Here is a 20,534-nt window from a genome sequence, read left to right on the forward strand (position 1 = left end):
TGAATGCCGCGCCTGAAAACGATCAGGTGATGAAGGCACAGGAGCTGCGCGACATCCGCGCCGCCCGCGACGATCTGGAACGCCGGGTGCATGACCTCAAACTGACCCGTCAGGTGACGATGCAATCGCTGCCCTCGATCCGTCTGGTGCAGGAGAATGACAAAAGCCTTGTCACCAAGATCAACTCGACTCTGGTGAACACCGTGCCGCTGTGGGAAACGCAACTGGCGCAGGCGGTCACCATTCAGCGCTCTGCCGAAGCCGCCAGGGCGGTGCGCGAAGCCAGCGATCTGACCAACGAATTGCTGACGGCCAATGCCGAGAACCTGCAACAGGCCAACCGTGTCGTGCGCACTGAAATGGAGCGTGGCGTGTTCGATATCGAAGCGGTGAAAAAGGCCAATGCCACACTGATCGCCACCATTCAGGAAAGTCTGGCCATCGCCGATGACGGCAAGGCAAAACGCGCCGCCGCCGAGGAAGACCTGAAAAAACTGGAAGCCGAGTTGCGCGATACTCTGGCAGCCGCCAAATCCCGGCGCGACGGGGTTGGCGACAATGCCGGCACCGCCGTGCCGCGCCGCTAGCAGGAGGCCGCCATCATCCGCCGCCTTTCCACCCCGCTGGCCGCGCTGGCCGTTGTCTTTCTGGCTGCTTGTCAGATGATGATGCCACCGGCTGCGTCCACGCCTGGCGCACCGCCGCCCCTGCCCCCCGGGCCGGCCCAACGCTCTGCTGACAGCCTTGCATTGGAGCAGCATTTCGCGCGCCTGCAGGCCGATCTGCTGACGCGCGGGCTGATGCGCACCGATGGCGGCGGCAACGACACGCCCTTTTCAACACGCCAGCTGATCGAAAACTTTGTGCAAATCGCGCTTTACGATGAATACACGCCCCAGGGCGGCGCGCTGGTGGCGCGCAAGACGATCAGCAGCCTGCGCCGCTGGGAAAGCCCGATCCGCATGGCGGTGACATTTGGCGACACCATCCCGCAGGATCGCCAGGACCGGGACCAGTCCGATATAATGGCCTATACCGCCCGCCTCAGCCAACTGACCGGTATTCCGATCCGCCAGACCACGGCAGAACAGGCGAATTTCCATGTCCTGATCCTGAACGAGGATGAACGCCGCGCCTTCGGCCCCCGCCTTCGCCAGATGGTGCCGGGAATCGAAACCAGCGCGGTGGAGACGATCACCACCATGCCAAGATCGACTTTCTGTCTGGTCTTTGCGTTTTCCAAGGGCAATGCGCCTGTCTATAACCGCGCGGTCGCCGTGATCCGGGGCGAACACCCCGATCTTATGCGCCTGTCCTGCATCCACGAAGAACTGGCCCAGGCCATGGGCCTTGCCAATGACAGCCCCAGCGCCCGCCCCTCGATCTTCAACGATGACGAAGAATTCGCCCTTCTGACCCGAATGGACGAACTGATGTTGAAAATGCTGTATGATCGGCGCCTGCATCCCGGCATGCACGAGGACGAGGCCCGCCCGATCCTGCGCCAGATCGCGACCGACCTGCTGGGCGGCGAAAGCTAGGCCAGACCGACCAATTCCCGCGCCCGGCCGACCGGGCACGGAGCCAAAGTGAAAGGTAACATCATGGGTATATTCGATTTCCTGACCGGTGAATTCATAGATGTCATCCATTGGACCGACGACAGCCGCGACACGATGGTCTGGCGATTCGAACGCGAAGGCCACGAGATCAAATACGGCGCCAAGCTGACCGTCCGCGAAGGCCAGGCCGCCGTTTTCGTGCATGAAGGCCAGATCGCCGATGTTTTCACCCCCGGCCTTTACATGCTGGAAACCAACAACATGCCGGTGCTGACCACGCTGCAACACTGGGATCACGGCTTCAAATCGCCGTTCAAATCGGAAATCTATTTCGTCAACACGACCCGGTTCAATGACCTAAAATGGGGCACCAAGAACCCGATCATGCTGCGCGACCCAGAATTCGGCCCGACCCGCATCCGCGCCTTTGGCACCTATTCGGTGCGGGTGTCGGACCCGGCCAAATTCCTGACCGAAATCGTCGGCACCGATGGCGAATTCACCATGGACGAGATCAGCTTTCAGATCCGCAACATCATCACCCAGGAATTTTCCCGCGTCATCGCGGCATCCGGTATCCCGGTGCTGGACATGGCCGCCAATACCGCCGATCTGGGCAAGCTGGTGGGAACCCGCATCGCCCCCACGATCGAGGCCTATGGCATCACCCTGCCCGAGCTTTACATCGAAAACATCAGCCTGCCGCCCGCGGTCGAGGCGGCGCTGGACAAGCGCACCTCGATGGGGCTGGCGGGCGATCTGGGCCGCTTCACCCAATATTCGGCGGCCGAGGCGATGACGACAGCCGCCAGCAATCCGGCGGGCGGCGGCATGGCGGCGGGCATGGGTGCGGGCATGGGGCTGGCCGTGGGCGCGCAGATGGCCCAGCCCGGCCCCTGGGGTGCGGCCCCTGCCGCGCCTCCCGCCCCACCACCGGTCGAAAAGGTCTGGCATCTTGCCCAGGACGGCAAGACCAGCGGCCCCTTCAGCCGCGCCAGCCTGGGGCGCATGGCCACAGATGGCGGGCTGACGCGCGACACATATGTATGGACCGCCGGCCAGGATGGCTGGAAACGGGCCGAGGATGTCGCTGAACTGGCGCAGCTTTTCACCATCCTGCCGCCGCCGCCCCCCGGGGCATAGGGCTTATTCTTGGCACAAATACCCTCGCCGAAGGCATAGATCATGGCGCCGCTGCCCCCCTCCCCCCCGGACGGGACCATCGAACACCGCTTTCCCTGCGATCAATGCGGCGCCGACCTGCGCTTTGATCCCGGGCAAGACCGGCTGATCTGCGACCATTGCGGTGCGACCCGTCCTATCGGAACCGCGCAGGCCGCAACGCCGCCGATCCGCGAACAGGATTTCCGCGCCGCGCTGGATGCCGATCTGCCCGCCACGGAATACGAAGAAACCCGCATCAGCCAATGCCCCAATTGCGGCGCGCAGATCGAGTTCAGCACCGATATCCATGCCGCCGAATGCCCGTTCTGCGCCACGCCGGTTGTCACCGATACCGGCATGCATCGCCATATCAAGCCGCGCGCCCTGCTGCCCTTTGCGCTGGATCAAAAGGCGGCGCATGATGCGATGTCGAACTGGCTGGGTCGGCTGTGGTTCGCGCCGGGCGGTTTGCAGGCCTATGCCCGCAAGGGGCGGCGGATGCAGGGTATCTATGTCCCCTACTGGACCTTCGACGCCGATACGACATCCGCCTATCGCGGCGAGCGCGGCACGATCTATTATGTCACCCGCACCGTCACCCGCGATGGCCGCGCGCAACAGGTGCGCGAACAGCGCATTCGCTGGTCGCCCGCTGCGGGCCACGTGGCGCGCTGGTTCGATGATGTGCTGGTGCTGGCCAGCACCAGCCTGCCCAAGCGGTTCACTGATGCGCTGGAACCCTGGGACCTGCCGGCGCTGGAACCATATCGCCTGGAATATCTGGCCGGTTTCCGGGCCGAGGCCTATACTGTCGAACTGACCGACGCCTATGCGCAGGCCCGCGCGCATATGGACCGGGTGATCGAGCGCGATGTGAAATTCGATATCGGCGGCGACACCCAGCGCATCCATTCCGTTCAGACACAGGTCAGGGATGTGACCTTCAAGCATATCCTGCTGCCGGTCTGGATGGCGGCCTATATCTATCGCGGCAAGACCTATCGCTTTGTCGTCAATGGCCGCACGGGCCGGGTTCAGGGCGAACGGCCGTGGTCGGCCTGGAAAATCGCGGCCGCGATCGTTCTGGGCGCGGCCATCGCCGCCGGTGCCGGCTATCTGATCGCGCTGAACCAGCAAGGATATTAGGGCGCTGCGGCGGGCGCTGCGCCCGACCGCCTATCCGCGCCCGATCGGCACCTGCTTGCCTGCCGCTGCGGCCTGGGGCGATTTGCGGGCAATCGCGATGGTCAGAACGCCTTCCTTCAGGTCGGCCTTGACCTGATCTTCCGCCGCATCGGGCGGCAGGCGGAAGCTGCGCGAAAACGATCCGAACTGGCGTTCGCTGAAATACCAGCTGTCACCTTTTTCGGACCTCTCGGATCGTTTTTCGCCCGTGACGGTGACAACGCCGTTTTCAACTGTGACGGTCACATCCTTGTCCTCGACGCCGGGCAGTTCCAGCGCGATTCGATATCCGTCATCCCCCACCGATGCCTCGGATGCCGGTGCGAACCAGTCGGCGATACGCGCGCCCATGTTACGCAGCGGATCATAAAGCGATGGCCAAAAGCCGGATGTATGCGATTTCTCGACCATAGAACCCTCCATGACTTTCAGTGAATGCGGTGATCATAGACAACCGGCCAGACCTTTGCCTTGACGCCGATCAAGAACCGCTTCCTGCCGCACGCGGCAACGCCTAAAAAACAGGCATCTTCACGCGCCGGAACGCCCAAATACCGGCAAAATAGCGGCCCCATGCGGCGGACAGTTGCAGCGGTTGCGCTATCAAATAACGTGGGCTCATGGACAAGAAAGCCCGCTTTTTCGACGAACTGTATCAGCCTGATGGCAATCCCCGCACGCCGTATGACGACTATTACGGCTGGTTCGCCCAGGAAGACATCAAGCGCCTTCACAAGAAGTCGCAAGAGGCGGAAATGTTCTTTCGCCGCACGGGCATCACCTTCAATGTCTATGGGCAGGCCGATGCCGATGAACGGCTTATCCCGTTCGACATCGTGCCGCGCATCATATCCGAACGTGAATGGGCCCGGCTGACGCGCGGGATCGAACAGCGCGTGCGCGCCATCAACGCCTTTCTGTATGATATCTATCACCGCCAGGAAATTCTGCGGGCGGGCCGGGTGCCCGTTGAATTGATCGCCAATAATGACGCGTTCCTGCCGCAGATGATCGGGGTGAACCCGCCCGGCGATGTCTATACCCATATCGTGGGCACCGATCTGGTGCGCACCGGCGAGGACGAGTTTTTCGTGCTAGAGGATAACGCCCGCACCCCGTCGGGCGTGTCCTATATGCTGGAAAACCGTGAAACCATGTTGCAGATGTTTCCGGAACTGTTTTCCAGGATCAAGGTTCAGCAGGTTTCCGATTACCCTGCCCGCCTGCGCCGGTCGCTGGCCGCCTGCGCGCCGCGCACCGTTACCGGCACGCCTGTGGTGGGGGTTCTGACGCCTGGCATCCACAATTCGGCCTATTTCGAACACTCGTTTCTTGCCGATCACATGGGGGCCGAACTGGTCGAAGGTCATGACTGCCGCGTGGTGGATGGGCGGATCGCCATGCGCACCACGCGCGGCTACAAGGCGATTGATGTTTTGTATCGGCGGATTGACGATGACTATCTGGATCCGCTGACCTTCAACCCCGAAAGCCTGCTGGGCATTCCGGGCATCATGGACGTGTATCGTGCGGGCGGCATCACGATTGCCAACGCGCCGGGCACCGGCATTGCCGATGACAAGGCGATCTACAGCTATATGCCTGATATCATTGAATTCTATACCGGCGAAAAGGCGATCCTGAAAAACGTGCCCACCTGGCGCTGTTCCGAGGCCGATGCGCTAGCCTATGTGCTGGAGCATCTGGAAGAGCTGGTCGTGAAAGAGGTTCACGGATCGGGCGGCTATGGTATGCTGGTCGGGCCGGCGGCGTCGAAAAAGGAAATCGCGCGGTTCCGGGCCAAGCTGAAGGCCAAGCCCGGCAACTATATCGCGCAGCCCACGCTGGCGCTGTCGACGGTGCCGATCCTGACCAAGGCCGGGCTTGCGCCGCGCCATGTCGATCTGCGCCCCTTCGTGCTGGTCTCGCCCGACCGGATCGACATCACGCCGGGCGGGTTGACGCGGGTGGCGCTGAAGCCCGGTTCGCTGGTGGTCAATTCCAGCCAGGGGGGCGGCACCAAAGATACCTGGGTGCTGGGAGAATGAGCCAGATGCTGGGCAAAACTGCGGGCGGACTGTTCTGGATGTTCCGCTATCTTGAACGCTCGGAAAATGCTGCGCGACTGGTCGATGCGGGCTTTCGCATTGCCCTGACGCGGCCCGATGCGGCAACCGATGAATGGGCCTCGGTGCTGGAAACGGCCGGGGTGCGTGCCGAATATCTGGAGCGGCACGAGGCAATCGACGGGGCACTGGCCGTCGATTTTCTGCTGCGCGACAAAGCGAACCCGTCATCGGTGCTGTCGGCCATCGAAATGGCGCGCAACAACGCGCGGCTGGTGCGCACCGCCCTGACCCGCGAAGTGTGGGAGGCGGTCAACGAATCCTGGATGAACCTGACCGAGGCCCTGCGCCGCCCGGTGCGCGAACCCGATCTGCCCGGGATACTGGCGCTGATCCGCCAGCAAAGCGCACTGGTGCGCGGGGCGCTGCATGGCACGATGCTGCGCAACGATATCTTCGACTTTGCCCGGATCGGCACTTTTCTGGAACGCGCCGACAACACGGCGCGGATTCTGGACGTGAAATATTACGTTTTGCTGCCCTCGGTCAGCCAGATCGGATCGTCGCTGGACAATATGCAATGGGAAACTATCCTGCGTTCTGTCGCAGGGCAGCGCGCCTATCGCTGGCTGAACGGGCCGGATATTCAGGCCAAGGGCATCGCCGAATTCCTGATTCTGGACGGGCGCATGCCGCGTTCGCTGAAATTCTGCGTGTCGAAACTGTCTGGCAATCTGACCTATCTTCAACAGCAATATGGGGGCCAGTATGAATGCGTCGAACGGGTTTGCGCGCTGCGCGACCGGCTGTCGCAGACCGGAATTGACGAGATATTCGATACCGGCCTGCATGAATTTCTGACCGGTTTTCTTGGCGATAACACTGCCCTGGGAATTCAGATCGAAAAGGATTTTCGGTTTTATGGCTGATCCGACATGCATCTGAACATATCGCACCGCACGACCTATCGTTATGAACAGCCGCTGGGCTATGGGTTGCAGGAATTGCGCCTGACCCCGCGCAACACCCCCGGACAGGGTGTAACCCTGTGGCAGGTCGGCGTCAGCGGTGGCAAGGTCGAGCTGGAATTCGAGGACCAGCACCAGAACGCCGTTCAACTGGTCAGTTTCGAACCTGGTGTCAGCGAGATCGTGATCTCGGCGCAGGGGATGATCGAAACCACCGATACAGCCGGGGTTTCAGGCAGACATTCGGGTTTTGCCCCGTTGTGGTATTTCGCGCGCCCGACAGACCTGACGCGGGCGGGCAACCTGACGCGCAAGCTGACCAAGGGCCTGCTGGGCGATTACGACGACACGATCGCGCGGCTGCATGCGCTGTGCGACCGCGTGGCCGATCAGATCGAATATCTGCCGGGTCATACCGACGTTCTGACCACCGCCGAAGATGCGCTGGGGGCCGGGCGCGGGGTCTGTCAGGATCAGGCGCATGTGTTTATCGCCGCAGCGCGGTCAATGGGGATGCCGTCGCGCTATGTGTCGGGCTATCTTCTGATGGAGGGTCAGACCCAGCAAGACGCCACCCATGCCTGGGCCGAGGCCCATGTCGAGGGCATCGGATGGATCGGCTTTGACATCGCCAATGCGGTTTGCCCCGATGAACGCTATGTGCGCGTGGCGACGGGCCTGGATTACCGCGAGGCGGCGCCGGTTTCCGGGCTGCGCATGGGCGAACATGGGAAAGAATCGCTTGCGGTGGACATTCAGGTGCAGCAGCAATAACCCTGCGGAATCGTCATCGCCGGAGATCTAAATGACCTATTGCGTCGGGCTAAAGCTGAATTCCGGCCTGATATTCATGTCAGACACCCGCACCAATGCGGGGATGGATAATATTTCCAGTTTCCGAAAGATGCACAGCTGGTCGGTTCCCGGGCAGGTGGTGATCACGATGATGACCGCCGGAAATCTGGCCACAACACAGGCCGTTGTCAGCATTCTGGACGAGCGCAGCAAGGCGCATGAACAGCGCAGCCCGTCGATTCTGGAACAGCCGTCGATGTTTCAGGTCGCCCGTTTGGTGGGCGATACGCTGCGCGATGTCATCGCCGAACATGCCGCCGCCGGGCAGCGCGCCGATAGCGGGTTCAACGCCACGATCATTCTGGGGGGGCAGATCGGTGCCGGTCCGCAGCGATTGTTCCTGATCTATCCCGAAGGCAATTTCATCGAGGCCTCGGATGACACGCCGTTCTTTCAGATCGGCGAAACCAAATACGGCCGTCCGATCCTGATCCGGGCCTTTGACCCCGACATGAGCTTTGCAGAGGCCATCAAACTGCTGATGGTATCGTTCGATTCAACGATCAAGGCGAACCTGTCTGTCGGTTTGCCGCTTGATTTCCAGATCTATCGCGCGGGATCGCTGGAAGCGGGCGAAATTCAGCGTGTCGCGCGTGACGATCCCTATTTCCAGACCATATCAGAAGGCTGGGGCGATGCGCTGAAACTGGCCTTTGACAGCCTGCCCCCCTATCGGCTGTCCGATGGTTGACGCGCGGCGGTCTGCAGGGACCGCGCCAGCAACTGCGCGAATTTGTCGGCCGCCACGGGCAGAATACGCCCTTCGCGCTTGCACAACGCAATCCGGGCCGGGCCGATACGGGCCACCGGCACCATGCGCGCCTTGTGCATGGCAAGCCATTCATCAGTGACCGCAGGCGACAGGCAGAACTGGGCGCTGGCCCTTTGCGCGCCTTCATTGCCCCAGGGGGGCAGCAACTGGGCGCTTTCCACCGCCGGGTTCAAATCAAGCCGCAATCGCTTCAGACCCAGCGCATGATGCGCGCGCATTCCCGCCGGGCCGGGGGGCAGCACAAGATCGAGTTCTGACAGCATCTCCGGGGTCAGCGCCGTCACCCCGTCGATCAAGGCCGCAGACATGACGGCCAGAACCGGGAAATCCTCGACCATCAGGGTTTCAACGCCTTCGTGATATTGCGGCTGGGCAATCAGCGCCAGATCGACGCGGCCCGATGACAGCATTTCCGAAAACCGGTCCGACGATACCGGCAACAGCGAAAAGCCCACCCTGGGATGTTCGGCACGAAACGCGCGGACGGCGCGCGGCAGCATTCCGTTTTCCAGCACGCGACTCACCGCGATGCGCACGTGGCCAATCCGAAGGCCTGATAAATCAGCAACGGTTTCGTTTGCGCCCTCAATTTCAGCAATGTGCCCAATAAACTGGCGATAGTATATCTCGCCTGCTGTCGAAAGACGCACGCCGCCGGGAAGGCGCTCAAAAAATGGCACACCCAGATCCTCCTCCAACGCCAGGATCTGCCGGTTCAGCGCCGAAGGAGAAATGGCAAGTTTTTCAGAGGCTTTGCGGATAGAACCCTCGTTCACCACGACCCTGATCGCCCGGTATAGATTGAGATGCCGCATCGAATTTCAGCCACCGTGTTGCGAATTTTGCACCACAGTTACGCAAAACTTGCAGAAGACAGCAACAAGTTAAATTCACAAACCTTGCCCCGGGCGGGGCTGACGTCCCCGCAGACGCAAAAGGGACAATCTTCTCATGATCAAACATATTCTTTCCGCTGCCGTTCTGTCGGCCGCATTCGCTGGTGCGGCGCAGGCTGACATCAAGGTCGGTATCCTGCACTCGCTTTCCGGCACGATGAAGATATCCGAGACGACGCTGAAGGACACGATGCTGATGCTGATCGAACAGCAGAACGCCAAGGGCGGCTTGCTGGGTGAAAAGCTGGTTCCGGTTGTCGTTGACCCGGCATCCGACTGGCCGGAATTCGCACGTCTTGGCCGCAAGCTGTTGACCGAGGACAAGGTCGACGTGATCTTTGGCTGCTGGACCTCGGTCAGCCGCAAATCGGTTCTGCCGGTTCTGGAAGAGCTGAACGGCCTGATGTTCTATCCGGTTCAGTATGAGGGCGAAGAAAGCTCCAAGAACGTTTTCTATACCGGCGCGGCGCCGAACCAGCAGGCCATTCCGGCCGTCGATTACTATCTTGAAGAGCTGGGCGTCGAGAAATTCGCCCTGCTTGGCACCGACTATGTCTATCCGCGCACGACGAACAAGATCCTTGAACAATACCTCAAGGACAAGGGTATCTCGGCCGACGATATCTTCGTCAACTATACCCCGTTCGGACATTCCGACTGGTCCAAGATCGTGGCTGACGTTGTGGCACTGGGCGCCGATGGCAAGAAGGTTGGCGTGATCAGCACCATCAATGGCGACGCCAATATCGGCTTCTACAAGGAACTGGCCGCGGCCGGCATTTCCGCCGATGACATCCCTGTCGTGGCCTTCTCGGTTGGCGAAGAGGAACTGTCAGGCCTGGATACGTCGAACCTGGTGGGCCACCTGGCCGCCTGGAACTATTTCCAGTCCGCCGATGCCCCGGAAAACGCGACCTTCATCGAGGAATGGAAAGCCTATGCCGGTGAAAACCGCGTGACCAACGACCCGATGGAGGCCCATTACATCGGCTTCAACATGTGGGTGAATGCAGTGACCGAAGCCGGGACCACCGATGTTGACAAGGTTTCAGCCGCAATGATCGGCCAGAAATTCCCCAACCTGACCGGCGGCATGGCCGAAATGCTGCCCAACCACCACCTGACCAAGCCGGTTCTGATCGGCGAGATCCAGGCCGACGGCCAGTTCGATATCATCAGCCAGACCGACCCGGTGCCGGGCGATGCCTGGACCGACTTCCTGCCAGAATCGGCCGTGCTGGAATCGGACTGGAAAGATCTGGGCTGCGGTATGTACAACACCGAAACCAAGACCTGCGTCCAGATGAAGTCGAACTATTGATCTGACACTGGTCCGCAACGAAACGAAAAAGGAGGGGGCCACAGCGCCCCCTCCGGTTTGGGTGGGAATGAAACACTTTATCAACATTGGCCTTCGCGCCGCATTGTTCTGGCTGTTGTCCATGCTGGCCGTTCAGGCACAGGACAGCGCCATCCAGACCCTGATGCAAGACAACCGCGCCGCCATCGAAAAGGCATCGCGCAGCACCATCGACGGCGTGATAGAGGCATTGCTGGCCTCAAATCTGCCGGAAACACGTTCCGTTCTGCGCGCCTGGCGCGACAAGGAACTTTGGCAGCGCAAATCGGACGGTCTGTTCTTTTTCGCCGAACCGGCCGGCGCTGACAGTTTTCGCCTGATCGACATCGCCACCGGACAGCCGGTGGGCGAGATCGGCAAATCCGAGATTGACCAACTGAAGCCCAACAGCGGCGTGCGCAGCGTGATCGCCACCGCGCTGGTGCGCTATCAACTGACCGACCCTGACCCGGCCAAACGCGCCGAAGGTCTGACCGCGATCGAACGCGGCCCCGAAGAATCGCATCTGGAGGCGCTGCGCGGCTCTCTCGTCGATGAAACCGATCCCGGCCTGAAGGCCCGCAAACAGCGGTTGGAGCGGTTGCTGACCATCAGCTATGACACCGACAACGCCGCCCGCGTGGCCGCCATCGAAAGCTTTGCAACCGATCTGGGCGTGGATGCCCGCGGCGCGCTGAACCCGCTGCTGGCAACCACGCGCAAGGTCGCCCCCACCCTGCCCGAAGATACGAATATCGCCGCCACCCTGAAACCGGGCGGCGCCATTTCGCGGGCAGATGCCTATGCCATGCTGGTGGATGCCGGGCTTGCCCCCGCACGCGTGACCGCCGCCCAGAAGAAGGACGTGCTGATCGCCAATCTGAAAGATGGCATGGTCGGCGGGGTTCCGGTCGCGGCGCTGTCATCGGAAGAAGAACGCTCGCGCGCCTATGCAGCGCTGGCCGCCGAAGGGACCGTGCCGCCCGAAGTGACCGAAGATGACATCGACGCGGCCCTCAAGGCCCATGTTTTCTTTGATCAGTATACGGAAACCGATCCCGCCATCACCGATGCCGCGCGCAAGGCCCTGCGGTCGATCGCGACGCGCGTGGGGTTCAACCAGGTTCTGGACCTGTCGCTGGACGGGTTGTCGCTGGCGTCGATCTATTTTCTGGCGGCCATCGGACTGGCCATCACCTTTGGGGTGATGGGCGTCATCAACATGGCGCATGGCGAATTCATCATGATGGGCGCCTATACCGGCTATGTCGTGCAGCAGTTGATCCCGAACTATACCGTGTCGATCATCGTGGCGCTGCCGCTGGCCTTTGCGGTGACATTCGCCGCCGGTGTGGCGATGGAACGTCTGGTGATCCGCTGGCTGTATAACCGCCCGCTGGAGACGCTGCTGGCGACCTTCGGTATTTCAATTGCACTGCAGCAGGTGGTCAAGAATATCTTCGGCACACAGGCCCGACCGCTGACCAGCCCCGGCTGGCTGGACGGGTCGCTGGTGCTGAACGATGTGGTCGCGATCAGCTATATCCGCATCGCGATTTTCGTTCTGGGCGTGATCTTCCTGTTCCTGTTGTTGTTCATTCTGAACAAGACCCGGCTAGGGCTGGAGGTGCGCGCCGTCACACAGAACCCGCGCATGGCATCCTCCATGGGAATCAATCCCGACCGGATCAACATGCTGACCTTCGGGCTGGGATCGGGCATCGCCGGAATCGCCGGGGTGGCGATCGGGTTGTATGCCAAGGTCACATCGGAACTGGGGGCCGATTATATCGTGCAAAGCTTCATGACCGTGGTCGTGGGCGGGGTCGGCAATATCTGGGGCACATTGTTGGGGGCCGCGATGATCGGTTTCGTGCAAAAGGGAATCGAATGGTTCAACCCGTCCAATACCCTGGCGGCCCAGACCTATATGATCATCTTCATCATCATTTTCATTCAGTTCCGGCCCAAGGGCATCATCGCCCTGAAGGGCCGCGCGGCGGGGGATTAAGCCATGCAAAGAAGTTTCTTCATGCGCAACCCGTCCACGCTGATCTTCATCGCCGTGCTGGCCATCTTTACGCTGGCCATCACCTTGCTGTCAGACGCGTTCGGGGCCGATATCATCTCGACCTCGATGGTGAAAACCCTGGGCAAGACCCTGTGCCTGTGCCTGATCGCGGTGGCGATGGATATCGTGTGGGGGTATTGCGGCATCCTGTCGCTTGGCCATTTCGCGTTTTTCGGGCTGGGCGGTTACATGATCGGCATGTGGCTGATGTTTGAACGCACCAAGGATATCGTGATGACATCCATGGCCGGGGCCGTCATTCCCGCCACGCCCCAGGAAATTCGCGAAGCCGTCGGCGTGCAGATCTTCGGGGTTGTCGGAGGGGCGAGGATCCCGGCCATATGGGCCTTTGCCGACAGCCTGATCATTCAGTTGATCCTGGTGGTCGCCATCCCCGGATTGCTGGCGCTGATCTTCGGGTGGCTGGCGTTCCGGTCGCGGGTGACGGGGGTTTATCTGTCGATCCTGACTCAGGCGATGACGCTGGCGCTGTCGCTGTATCTGTTCCAGAACGACAGCGGGCTGCGGGGCAATAACGGGCTGTCGGGGCTGCAGAACCTGCCCGGCGCCGATGGCATTCCGCAATCGCTGATCTCGGTCTATTTTCTGTGGGCCTCGGCGCTGGCGCTGGGGCTGGGCTATGTGCTGGCCGCCTGGATCGTGGGGGGGAAATTCGGATCGGTGATCCGCGGCATCCGCGATGACGAAGCCCGCGTGCGGTTCCTGGGCTATCATGTCGAAAGCTACAAGCTGGTGGTCTTTACCGTCACGGCGATGATAGCGGCCATTGCGGGGGCGTTGTATTACCCGCAAGCGGGTATCATCAATCCTGCCGAAATCGCGCCGATCGCGTCTATCTATCTGGCGGTCTGGGTCGCCATTGGCGGGCGCGGCCGGTTGTATGGCGCCGTGATCGGCGCGGGTTTCGTGTCGCTGATATCCACCTGGTTCACGGGCGGCCAGGTGCCCGACCTGCCGCTGGGCTTCTATACGATCGACTGGGTGGACTGGTGGCTGGTGCTGCTGGGGCTGAGCTTTGTGATGGTGACGTTGTTTGCGCCCAAGGGCATCGGCGGGCTGTTCGATCTGCTGGTCCGACGCCAGGCGCCCGACCGGCACGGGGCCGATCTGGGCCCCGATCAGGGATCATTCCGCGAAGCGGAGGCCGAGAAATGAGCAGCCTTCTGGAAGTTTCCGGCATTTCCGTCACCTTTGACGGGTTCCGCGCCATCAATAACCTGTCCTTCAGCATTGGCGAGGCCGAATTGCGGGCCATCATCGGCCCCAATGGCGCCGGCAAGACCACCTTCATGGATATCGTCACCGGCAAGACCAAGCCCGATGAGGGCCGCGTCATCTGGGGCGAGAAAAGCATATCCTTGCTGCGCATGAACGAAAGCCAGATCGCCCGCCAGGGCATCGGGCGCAAGTTCCAGCGCCCCACCGTGTTCGAGGATCAGTCGGTTTTCGACAACCTGCTGATGGCCCTCAAAAAAGACCGCGGCCCCTTTGCCGTTCTGGCCTATCGGCGCTCGTCCGAGGACGGCGACAAGGTTGCCGAACTGGCCGAAACGATCGGGCTGAAATCCGAATTGCCGCGCAAGGCGGGTGAACTGGCGCATGGGCAAAAGCAATGGCTGGAGATTGGCATGCTGCTGGCGCAGGAACCGCGTTTGCTGCTGGTCGATGAACCCGCGGCGGGCATGTCGCCGGCCGAACGCGAACACACGACCAGCATTCTGGTCGAGGCCGCGAAAACCCGCGCCGTGGTGGTGGTAGAACATGATATGGAATTCGTCCGGCGGCTGAACTGCAAGGTCACGGTGTTTCACGAAGGATCGGTTCTGGCCGAAGGCAGTCTGGACCATGTGACCGCCAACCAAGAAGTCATCGACGTTTATCTGGGGCGCTGAGCATGCTGGAAACCAAAAACCTGACACTGCATTATGGCGGCAGCCAGATCCTGTATGGCATCGACATGGCGGCCGAAACCGGCCAGATCACCTGTGTGATGGGCACCAATGGCGTGGGCAAAACCAGCCTTCTGAAGGCGCTGTCGGGCACGCATCACCGATCGGGCGGATCCGTTACCCTGAACGGCGAGGTTCTGGGCAAACCGCCCGCCCATGCCCTGGCGCATAAGGGGGTCGGCTATGTTCCGCAGGGACGGATGATCTTTCCGCTGCTGACGGTGCGCGAAAACCTTGAAACCGGCTATGCCTGCCTGCCACGCAGCGAATACATGGTCCCCGACGAAATTTACGAACTGTTCCCGGTGTTGAAGGAAATGCAGGGGCGGCGCGGCGGCGATCTGTCGGGCGGCCAACAACAGCAACTGGCGATTGCCCGCGCCATGATCACCAAGCCGAAACTTCTGTTGCTGGATGAACCGACCGAAGGCATTCAGCCCAATATCATCCAGCAGATCGGCCGCGTGATCGAATATCTGCGCGACCAGCGCACGATGGCCATCGTGCTGGTCGAGCAATATTTCAGCTTTGCCTATGGGCTGGCCGACCGGTTCTATGTTCTCAATCAGGGCCGCGTCACGCTGAGCGGCGCCAAGGCCGATATTTCCGAAGACGCGCTGATGACAGCTGTTTCGGTTTGATGGGTTCGTCTTCCCGGCACATCATCGCGTTTTTTGCGGCGTGGTGGGGCGAATTTGAAAATCGCGCCCATCGCCTTGCATAGATTCAGGCGCGAAGGGTCCGCTTCGTTGGCGTCACCGCATAATTTTCACAGGCAGCCAAGGCCTGTTCATCGCCGATGGCCGCGTGGCCGCCTTGGCGCATTTTAGGGTTGCTCTTCCCACCCAACTGACCAAGATATTGACGCAGCAATATTATCCGTCACCCATTTCAGAAACACGCCCGGGATTTGAACACATGACTGATAACAGCCCGATCAACATGATCTCGCATATCCAACATGCTATGAATTCGCCCGGCGTTCACGAACAGCAAATTTCTGCGCTCTATCCCGGCGCGACCCACTATGAGGGCGGTCAGGTCTTTGACAAACCCTTGGTCGTTCTCGCGTTCACCAACAGATCGGGGTCAAATCTGCTGGCCGATTACATGCTGGGAACGGGCCAGTTTGTTGGCTTGGGTGAAATGCTGAATTACGACATGGTCAGCAATGTCAAACACAGGCGTGGCCTGGAAAGTTTTCCCGAATATATGCTGAAGATGGGAAAAGCCATGACCCGTGAGGCGAGCCAGCGAGCCAGCGAGCCAGCGAGCCAGCGAGCCAGCGAGCCAGCCTGACACACCGTATTTTGGCGTAAAGGCCTCGGCAGAACAATTGGCGATGCTCTATCGTTTTGGCATCGTCCGTATGTTTCCCGCAGTTAAGGTCATCCATATTCTGCGCGAAGATTTGCTGTCGCAAGCGGTTTCTATGTCGATTGCCACGCAAACAAAACAATGGACCAGCAAACTAGCCAGTCAAGGCGAGGCAGTTTTTCGACCGGATGAAATCTTTGGTATCGTCGAGACGATCGCGATGTCGAATATTAGCGTTCAACTTTATTGCGCAGCCATGAATATCCCGCGTATTCGCGTAATCTACGAAGACCTTGTAAACACGCCCGAACGTGAATTGCGCCGAGTTTTCGAATTTGTTGACCTCGATCCGGCGATGGCGATTGTTTCGACGCCCAGCATTCAGAAACAGGCTGACGCCACGAATGCGGCTTTTGTAGAGAAAACCATTAAACTGTTGCTGAAAGTGCCGCCTGCTGCGAATTCGCAAAGCGGCATGACGGCGCAGGCTGTATCAAGCACCAGATCGGATAACGGACAGCATCCCGAAAAAAGCAAACGCTGGAAATTCTGGCGGTCCCAGAAGGACTCGAACCCTCAACCTGCCGATTAGAAGTCGGCTGCTCTATCCAGTTGAGCTATAGGACCGCACGCATCGGTTTTTGCGCGAGCGGGCCGTCAAAGGCAAGGGTTCAATGTGTCCAGACGCCACGCCGGTTGGTGGCGAAGTTTTCGCCATAGCCACCGGGGCGAATATTGGGCTTGCGGGGTTTGGGTTCCTGAACCACCGCGTCGATCCCGTTTTCGAGGGCGTAATCCAGCGCGGCTTGCTTGGTGGGAAAGTTCATCCGCACCTGCGCCTGGGTGTCGGCGGCGCTGGTCCAGCCCATCAGCGGGTCAAGGGCGCGCGGCGTTTGCGGGACATATTCCAGAACCCAGTCGCGGGTCTTCGCGGTGCCAGACTGCATCGCGTTACGGGCAGGTTTATAGATGCGGGCACGCATGGGCAGGACTCCGGTTTCGGTATGCTTTTATCGGCAAATCGGTGCGGATGTGCAAGCCACTGTAACGCGAGATCTGCAACGAGATTGTCAACCGGGGCATATCAAGCGTGGGAGGGAACTATGCCCGGTCGACAATCTGTCCTGCTGCATGCCCCTCAATCATAAGCTCACCTTAAGATTGAATCAATCAAAAGTTTGGGATTTTATCGGGCGCGCCAGATTGGCATCGTTGGCCCCTTGAACGTGAACAAAAACGGATCAACTGTATGGGCAGCCCAAAGGATCCGCCCATGTCCGACATTCCCCTGCTGCACGCACCGGCCCCCGATGTGAAGAACCGCCCCAAGCTGGAAGGCGGCAAGCGATTCATACTGAGGACCGATTTCGAACCGGCCGGCGATCAGCCCACCGCGATCGCGGAACTGTCTGCCGGTATCAATGCGGGTGAACGCGACCAGGTTCTGTTGGGTGCCACCGGCACCGGCAAGACCTTTACCATGGCCAAGGTGATCGAGGCGACCCAGCGCCCTGCCATCATCCTGGCCCCGAACAAGACGCTGGCGGCGCAGTTATACGGCGAATTCAAGGGGTTCTTTCCCGACAATGCCGTGGAATATTTTGTCAGCTATTACGACTATTATCAGCCAGAGGCCTATGTCGCCCGGTCCGATACCTACATAGAAAAAGAATCCCAGATCAACGAACAGATCGACCGGATGCGCCATTCGGCCACCCGCGCCCTGCTGGAACGTGACGATGTGATCATCGTGGCGTCGGTGTCGTGCATTTACGGTATCGGCTCGGTCGAAACCTATGGCGCAATGACTCAGGATCTGAAGGTCGGTGCCAGCTATGACACGCGCGCGGTGATGACCGATCTGGTCGCCCAGCAATACCGCCGCAACGACACCGCCTTTGCGCGGGGCAGTTTCCGGGTGCGTGGTGACGTGCTTGAGGTGTGGCCCGCCCACCTGGATGACCGCGCCTGGCGGTTGTCGTTTTTCGGCGAGGAACTTGAATCGATCACCGAGTTCGATCCGCTGACCGGCGCCAGGACCGACAGCTTCGACCATATCCGCATCTATGCCAATTCGCATTACGTCACGCCAAAGCCGACGATGAAACAGGCGATTGTCGGCATCAAGAAGGAACTGCGCCACCGGCTGGATCAACTGGTGAACGACGGCAAGCTGCTCGAGGCGCAGCGGCTGGAACAGCGCACCAGTTTCGATCTGGAAATGCTGGAAGCAACCGGCGTGTGCAACGGGATCGAGAACTATTCGCGCTATCTGACCGGGCGTGCGCCGGGCGAACCCCCGCCGACCCTGTTCGAATTCATCCCCGACCATGCCATTGTTTTCGCGGATGAATCCCATGTCTCGGTCCCTCAGATCGGCGGCATGTACAAGGGCGACTATCGGCGCAAGTTCACGCTGGCCGAACATGGGTTCCGCCTGCCGTCCTGCATGGATAACCGCCCGCTGAAATTCGAGGAATGGGACGCGATGCGCCCGCAATCGGTGTTCGTGTCTGCCACCCCGGCGGCTTGGGAACTGGCGCAGACGGGCGGCGTCTTCACCGAACAGGTGATCCGCCCCACCGGGCTGCTGGACCCGATGGTCGAGATTCGCCCGGTCGGCACCCAGGTCGATGACCTGCTGGACGAGGTGCGGCGCGTTTCGGCGGCGGGTTACCGCACCCTTGTCACCACGCTGACCAAACGCATGGCCGAAGACCTGACCGAATACATGCACGAACAGGGGATCCGCGTGCGCTATATGCATTCGGATATCGACACGATCGAGCGGATTGAGATCCTGCGCGATCTGCGGCTGGGCGCCTTCGATGTGCTGATCGGCATCAACCTGCTGCGCGAGGGGCTGGATATCCCCGAATGCGGGCTTGTCGCCATTCTGGACGCCGACAAGGAAGGCTTCCTGCGATCCGAGACAAGTCTGATCCAGACCATCGGGCGGGCGGCGCGCAATGTCGACGGGCGGGTGATCCTTTATGCGGATCGCATCACCGGGTCGATGGAACGCGCGATGGGGGAAACCGACCGGCGGCGGGCCAAGCAGATGGCCTATAATATCGAACACGGCATCACGCCGCAAACGGTCAAGAAGAACGTCGAGGATATTCTGGCCGGGCTTTACAAGGGCGATGTCGATATGAACCGGGTGACGGCCAAGATCGAAACGCCGCTGGTCGGCGCCAATCTGGCCGCCCATCTGGACGCGCTGCGTGCCGGAATGCGCAAGGCCGCCGAGAACCTTGAATTCGAAGAGGCCGCACGTCTGCGCGACGAGGTCAAGCGGCTGGAAGCCGTGGAACTGGCCGTGGCCGATGACCCGCTGGCCCGGCAATCAGCGGTCGAGGCCGTGAGCGAGGCCGCCGTGAAGGGCGGGCGGTCAACCGGCGGGCGCGGCGGGATGCGGGGCGGGAAGCGCGGGGGGCGGCGGTGAAGGGATGGTCGACCCTAGATTTGGAAACGTTTTTCTTGATGCCAACGCGCTTGACCGCGCGGACACCGCGCGAACCAAGCTGGTCGACGAATTTCAGAAACTAGTCACGGACCTTAAGCTTTCGATTGTCAAACCCAAGCGCGTGCAGGACGAAATTTCCAACCCCGCAACACCCGCGCAGGTTCGGTCTGACATGGACGGAATCTACACCCTCCCGGTAACACTGAATTCTGAGGAGCAGAGTAAACGGAACAAAATCGGGGATCTCCTGCGAGGAAATGCGCAAAGCACCAAGCACGAAGCCGATGCAGACCACCTGTTTGAGGCAGCGAAAAACGGTGGCCGGTACTTCATTACCCATGACCAACGCATACTTGGCAGGAAAGGTCATATCGTCAGTATATTGGGTCCGGAATTTCAGATCGTCACGCTGGAAGAATTCGTCAAAATCTGTCGCAAGCTATAGCAGTCGGCCTACGTTGGGTGCGTTTTTGCAAGCAGAGGGTCGATGGAACCCGCTACCCCCAATAATTTCCTCACCCAAGACCACAAGTTCACTACAAAAGTAACCCGCCCAGTCCATCGGACCGGGCAGCGCCCGAACCGCCCCCGTCGTGCCGAAGGCACGCCTGCGGCGTGACGCGGGCGCTTCGCACCCTCCCCTCGGTTCGGGCGATGCCCTCTGTTCGTGATCCCCGCCAGCGGTGCAATTGCCGCACGCCCCCGGGGCGCCGCCCGTTCAGCGCTGAAAACGGTCCACCGGACCGTTTTCCGGGCGCCCCTTACCCCCTAATACACATCCACCACGTCATACATCACCGGCTCGAACCCTTTGCACAGCGCGTTGATGCGGCGGTTGCGGATGCGCATTTCCTCGGTGCGCAGCATGGCCTGGTAATCCTCGCGCGCGGTCCATTGCGA

Annotated in this window: 20 protein-coding genes, 1 tRNA gene and 2 pseudogenes; 17 read left to right on the top strand and 6 right to left on the bottom strand. The window is 60.5% G+C overall.

Going from position 1 to position 20,534, the window contains the following annotated elements:
• The 4 genes from ACTCHC_RS07160 to ACTCHC_RS07175 all read left to right on the top strand — a co-directional run.
• The coding region (locus ACTCHC_RS07160; RefSeq protein WP_463021802.1) for a toxic anion resistance protein at positions 1 to 587 on the top strand (587 nt) is incomplete at its 5' end.
• 78 nt (positions 588 to 665) lie between these two features.
• Positions 666 to 1,541 carry a DUF2927 domain-containing protein gene (locus tag ACTCHC_RS07165; protein ID WP_463021818.1) on the top strand — a complete coding sequence of 292 codons (876 nt, stop codon included), beginning with the start codon at positions 666 to 668 and terminating at the stop codon, positions 1,539 to 1,541.
• 63 nt (positions 1,542 to 1,604) lie between these two features.
• Complete coding sequence (locus ACTCHC_RS07170; protein ID WP_463021803.1) at positions 1,605 to 2,705, top strand: SPFH domain-containing protein; 1,101 nt, start codon at positions 1,605 to 1,607, stop codon at positions 2,703 to 2,705.
• Positions 2,706 to 2,747: 42 nt separating this feature from the next.
• The gene (locus ACTCHC_RS07175) at positions 2,748 to 3,872 is read left to right on the top strand and encodes a TFIIB-type zinc ribbon-containing protein (protein WP_463021804.1); all 1,125 of its coding nucleotides are present in this window, start codon (positions 2,748 to 2,750) and stop codon (positions 3,870 to 3,872) included.
• A 30-nt stretch (positions 3,873 to 3,902) separates the two neighbouring features.
• Here the strand turns inward: ACTCHC_RS07175 and ACTCHC_RS07180 are convergent, their stop codons facing one another.
• Entirely contained in the window at positions 3,903 to 4,322 is a 420-nt protein-coding gene (locus ACTCHC_RS07180; RefSeq protein WP_463021805.1) for an Hsp20/alpha crystallin family protein, read from the bottom strand.
• 209 nt (positions 4,323 to 4,531) lie between these two features.
• Between ACTCHC_RS07180 and ACTCHC_RS07185 the strand changes: the two genes are divergently transcribed.
• The 4 genes from ACTCHC_RS07185 to ACTCHC_RS07200 are packed head-to-tail and all read left to right on the top strand — an operon-like array spanning position 4,532 to position 8,491.
• Complete coding sequence (locus ACTCHC_RS07185; protein WP_463021806.1) at positions 4,532 to 5,959, top strand: circularly permuted type 2 ATP-grasp protein; 1,428 nt, start codon at positions 4,532 to 4,534, stop codon at positions 5,957 to 5,959.
• A 5-nt stretch (positions 5,960 to 5,964) separates the two neighbouring features.
• The gene (locus ACTCHC_RS07190) at positions 5,965 to 6,906 is read left to right on the top strand and encodes an alpha-E domain-containing protein (protein WP_463021819.1); all 942 of its coding nucleotides are present in this window, start codon (positions 5,965 to 5,967) and stop codon (positions 6,904 to 6,906) included.
• Between the two features lie 6 nt (positions 6,907 to 6,912).
• On the top strand, positions 6,913 to 7,719 hold the full coding sequence (locus ACTCHC_RS07195) for a transglutaminase family protein (RefSeq protein WP_463021807.1): 807 nt from the start codon (positions 6,913 to 6,915) through the stop codon (positions 7,717 to 7,719).
• 31 nt (positions 7,720 to 7,750) lie between these two features.
• Positions 7,751 to 8,491, top strand: a complete 741-nt coding sequence (locus tag ACTCHC_RS07200; protein WP_463021808.1) for a peptidase — start codon at positions 7,751 to 7,753, stop codon at positions 8,489 to 8,491.
• Here ACTCHC_RS07200 and ACTCHC_RS07205 read toward each other — a convergent pair.
• Positions 8,470 to 9,108: a LysR family transcriptional regulator substrate-binding protein gene (locus tag ACTCHC_RS07205; RefSeq protein WP_463021820.1), complete on the bottom strand. Its 639-nt coding sequence runs from the start codon at positions 9,106 to 9,108 to the stop codon at positions 8,470 to 8,472. The two genes, ACTCHC_RS07200 and ACTCHC_RS07205, sit on opposite strands and share 22 nt — an antisense overlap.
• 102 nt (positions 9,109 to 9,210) lie before the next feature.
• Positions 9,211 to 9,387: pseudogene (locus tag ACTCHC_RS07210) on the bottom strand (helix-turn-helix domain-containing protein); the annotation flags it as partial.
• Between the two features lie 136 nt (positions 9,388 to 9,523).
• Between ACTCHC_RS07210 and urtA the strand changes: the two are divergent.
• The 7 genes from urtA (at position 9,524) to ACTCHC_RS07245 (ending at position 16,757) form a co-directional block, all read left to right on the top strand.
• Positions 9,524 to 10,789: an urea ABC transporter substrate-binding protein gene (gene urtA, locus ACTCHC_RS07215; protein WP_463021809.1), complete on the top strand. Its 1,266-nt coding sequence runs from the start codon at positions 9,524 to 9,526 to the stop codon at positions 10,787 to 10,789.
• 67 nt (positions 10,790 to 10,856) lie between these two features.
• Positions 10,857 to 12,818 (top strand): urea ABC transporter permease subunit UrtB, encoded by a 1,962-nt coding sequence (urtB, locus tag ACTCHC_RS07220; RefSeq protein ID WP_463021810.1) that lies wholly within the window; start codon positions 10,857 to 10,859, stop codon positions 12,816 to 12,818.
• A gap of 3 nt (positions 12,819 to 12,821) precedes the next feature.
• Positions 12,822 to 14,054 carry an urea ABC transporter permease subunit UrtC gene (gene urtC, locus ACTCHC_RS07225; protein WP_463021811.1) on the top strand — a complete coding sequence of 411 codons (1,233 nt, stop codon included), beginning with the start codon at positions 12,822 to 12,824 and terminating at the stop codon, positions 14,052 to 14,054.
• Entirely contained in the window at positions 14,051 to 14,791 is a 741-nt protein-coding gene (gene urtD, locus ACTCHC_RS07230; protein ID WP_463021812.1) for an urea ABC transporter ATP-binding protein UrtD, read from the top strand. Before urtC ends, urtD begins: the two co-directional genes overlap by 4 nt.
• Before the next feature lie 2 nt (positions 14,792 to 14,793).
• Positions 14,794 to 15,489 (top strand): urea ABC transporter ATP-binding subunit UrtE, encoded by a 696-nt coding sequence (urtE, locus tag ACTCHC_RS07235; protein WP_463021813.1) that lies wholly within the window; start codon positions 14,794 to 14,796, stop codon positions 15,487 to 15,489.
• Positions 15,490 to 15,766: 277 nt separating this feature from the next.
• Entirely contained in the window at positions 15,767 to 16,147 is a 381-nt protein-coding gene (locus ACTCHC_RS07240; protein ID WP_463021814.1) for a hypothetical protein, read from the top strand.
• 70 nt (positions 16,148 to 16,217) lie between these two features.
• Positions 16,218 to 16,757, top strand: a complete 540-nt coding sequence (locus ACTCHC_RS07245; RefSeq protein ID WP_463021821.1) for a Stf0 family sulfotransferase — start codon at positions 16,218 to 16,220, stop codon at positions 16,755 to 16,757.
• Here ACTCHC_RS07245 and ACTCHC_RS07250 read toward each other — a convergent pair.
• Positions 16,716 to 16,792, bottom strand: a tRNA-Arg gene (locus tag ACTCHC_RS07250). The genes ACTCHC_RS07245 and ACTCHC_RS07250 overlap by 42 nt on opposite strands.
• Before the next feature lie 44 nt (positions 16,793 to 16,836).
• Positions 16,837 to 17,148 carry an ETC complex I subunit gene (locus ACTCHC_RS07255; protein ID WP_463021815.1) on the bottom strand — a complete coding sequence of 104 codons (312 nt, stop codon included), beginning with the start codon at positions 17,146 to 17,148 and terminating at the stop codon, positions 16,837 to 16,839.
• Between the two features lie 290 nt (positions 17,149 to 17,438).
• Here ACTCHC_RS07255 and uvrB point away from each other — a divergent pair, with 290 nt between their 5' ends.
• A complete protein-coding gene (gene uvrB, locus ACTCHC_RS07260) occupies positions 17,439 to 19,613 on the top strand; it encodes an excinuclease ABC subunit UvrB (protein WP_463021816.1) in 2,175 nt (724 codons plus the stop codon).
• Positions 19,614 to 19,617: 4 nt separating this feature from the next.
• Positions 19,618 to 20,079 carry a hypothetical protein gene (locus ACTCHC_RS07265; RefSeq protein WP_463021817.1) on the top strand — a complete coding sequence of 154 codons (462 nt, stop codon included), beginning with the start codon at positions 19,618 to 19,620 and terminating at the stop codon, positions 20,077 to 20,079.
• 323 nt (positions 20,080 to 20,402) lie between these two features.
• Here ACTCHC_RS07265 and ACTCHC_RS07270 read toward each other — a convergent pair.
• Positions 20,403 to 20,534 (bottom strand): annotated as a pseudogene (locus ACTCHC_RS07270) (antibiotic biosynthesis monooxygenase family protein); the annotation flags it as partial.

The sequence above is a fragment of the Actibacterium sp. genome, from assembly GCF_055134745.1.

Bases quoted from the DNA above. Each gene is read 5' to 3' on its own strand.
- urtA (WP_463021809.1), top strand. From the start codon at position 9,524: ATGATCAAACATATTCTTTCCGCTGCCGTTCTGTCGGCCGCATTCGCT.
- urtE (WP_463021813.1), top strand. From the start codon at position 14,794: ATGCTGGAAACCAAAAACCTGACACTGCATTATGGCGGCAGCCAGATC.
- ACTCHC_RS07265 (WP_463021817.1), top strand. From the start codon at position 19,618: ATGGTCGACCCTAGATTTGGAAACGTTTTTCTTGATGCCAACGCGCTT.
- urtC (WP_463021811.1), top strand. From the start codon at position 12,822: ATGCAAAGAAGTTTCTTCATGCGCAACCCGTCCACGCTGATCTTCATC.
- ACTCHC_RS07255 (WP_463021815.1), bottom strand. From the start codon at position 17,148: ATGCGTGCCCGCATCTATAAACCTGCCCGTAACGCGATGCAGTCTGGC.
- ACTCHC_RS07165 (WP_463021818.1), top strand. From the start codon at position 666: ATGATGCCACCGGCTGCGTCCACGCCTGGCGCACCGCCGCCCCTGCCC.
- ACTCHC_RS07170 (WP_463021803.1), top strand. From the start codon at position 1,605: ATGGGTATATTCGATTTCCTGACCGGTGAATTCATAGATGTCATCCAT.
- ACTCHC_RS07240 (WP_463021814.1), top strand. From the start codon at position 15,767: ATGACTGATAACAGCCCGATCAACATGATCTCGCATATCCAACATGCT.
- urtD (WP_463021812.1), top strand. From the start codon at position 14,051: ATGAGCAGCCTTCTGGAAGTTTCCGGCATTTCCGTCACCTTTGACGGG.
- ACTCHC_RS07180 (WP_463021805.1), bottom strand. From the start codon at position 4,322: ATGGTCGAGAAATCGCATACATCCGGCTTTTGGCCATCGCTTTATGAT.
- ACTCHC_RS07190 (WP_463021819.1), top strand. From the start codon at position 5,965: ATGCTGGGCAAAACTGCGGGCGGACTGTTCTGGATGTTCCGCTATCTT.
- ACTCHC_RS07195 (WP_463021807.1), top strand. From the start codon at position 6,913: ATGCATCTGAACATATCGCACCGCACGACCTATCGTTATGAACAGCCG.
- ACTCHC_RS07245 (WP_463021821.1), top strand. From the start codon at position 16,218: ATGTTTCCCGCAGTTAAGGTCATCCATATTCTGCGCGAAGATTTGCTG.
- ACTCHC_RS07185 (WP_463021806.1), top strand. From the start codon at position 4,532: ATGGACAAGAAAGCCCGCTTTTTCGACGAACTGTATCAGCCTGATGGC.
- urtB (WP_463021810.1), top strand. From the start codon at position 10,857: ATGAAACACTTTATCAACATTGGCCTTCGCGCCGCATTGTTCTGGCTG.
- uvrB (WP_463021816.1), top strand. From the start codon at position 17,439: ATGTCCGACATTCCCCTGCTGCACGCACCGGCCCCCGATGTGAAGAAC.
- ACTCHC_RS07175 (WP_463021804.1), top strand. From the start codon at position 2,748: ATGGCGCCGCTGCCCCCCTCCCCCCCGGACGGGACCATCGAACACCGC.
- ACTCHC_RS07200 (WP_463021808.1), top strand. From the start codon at position 7,751: ATGACCTATTGCGTCGGGCTAAAGCTGAATTCCGGCCTGATATTCATG.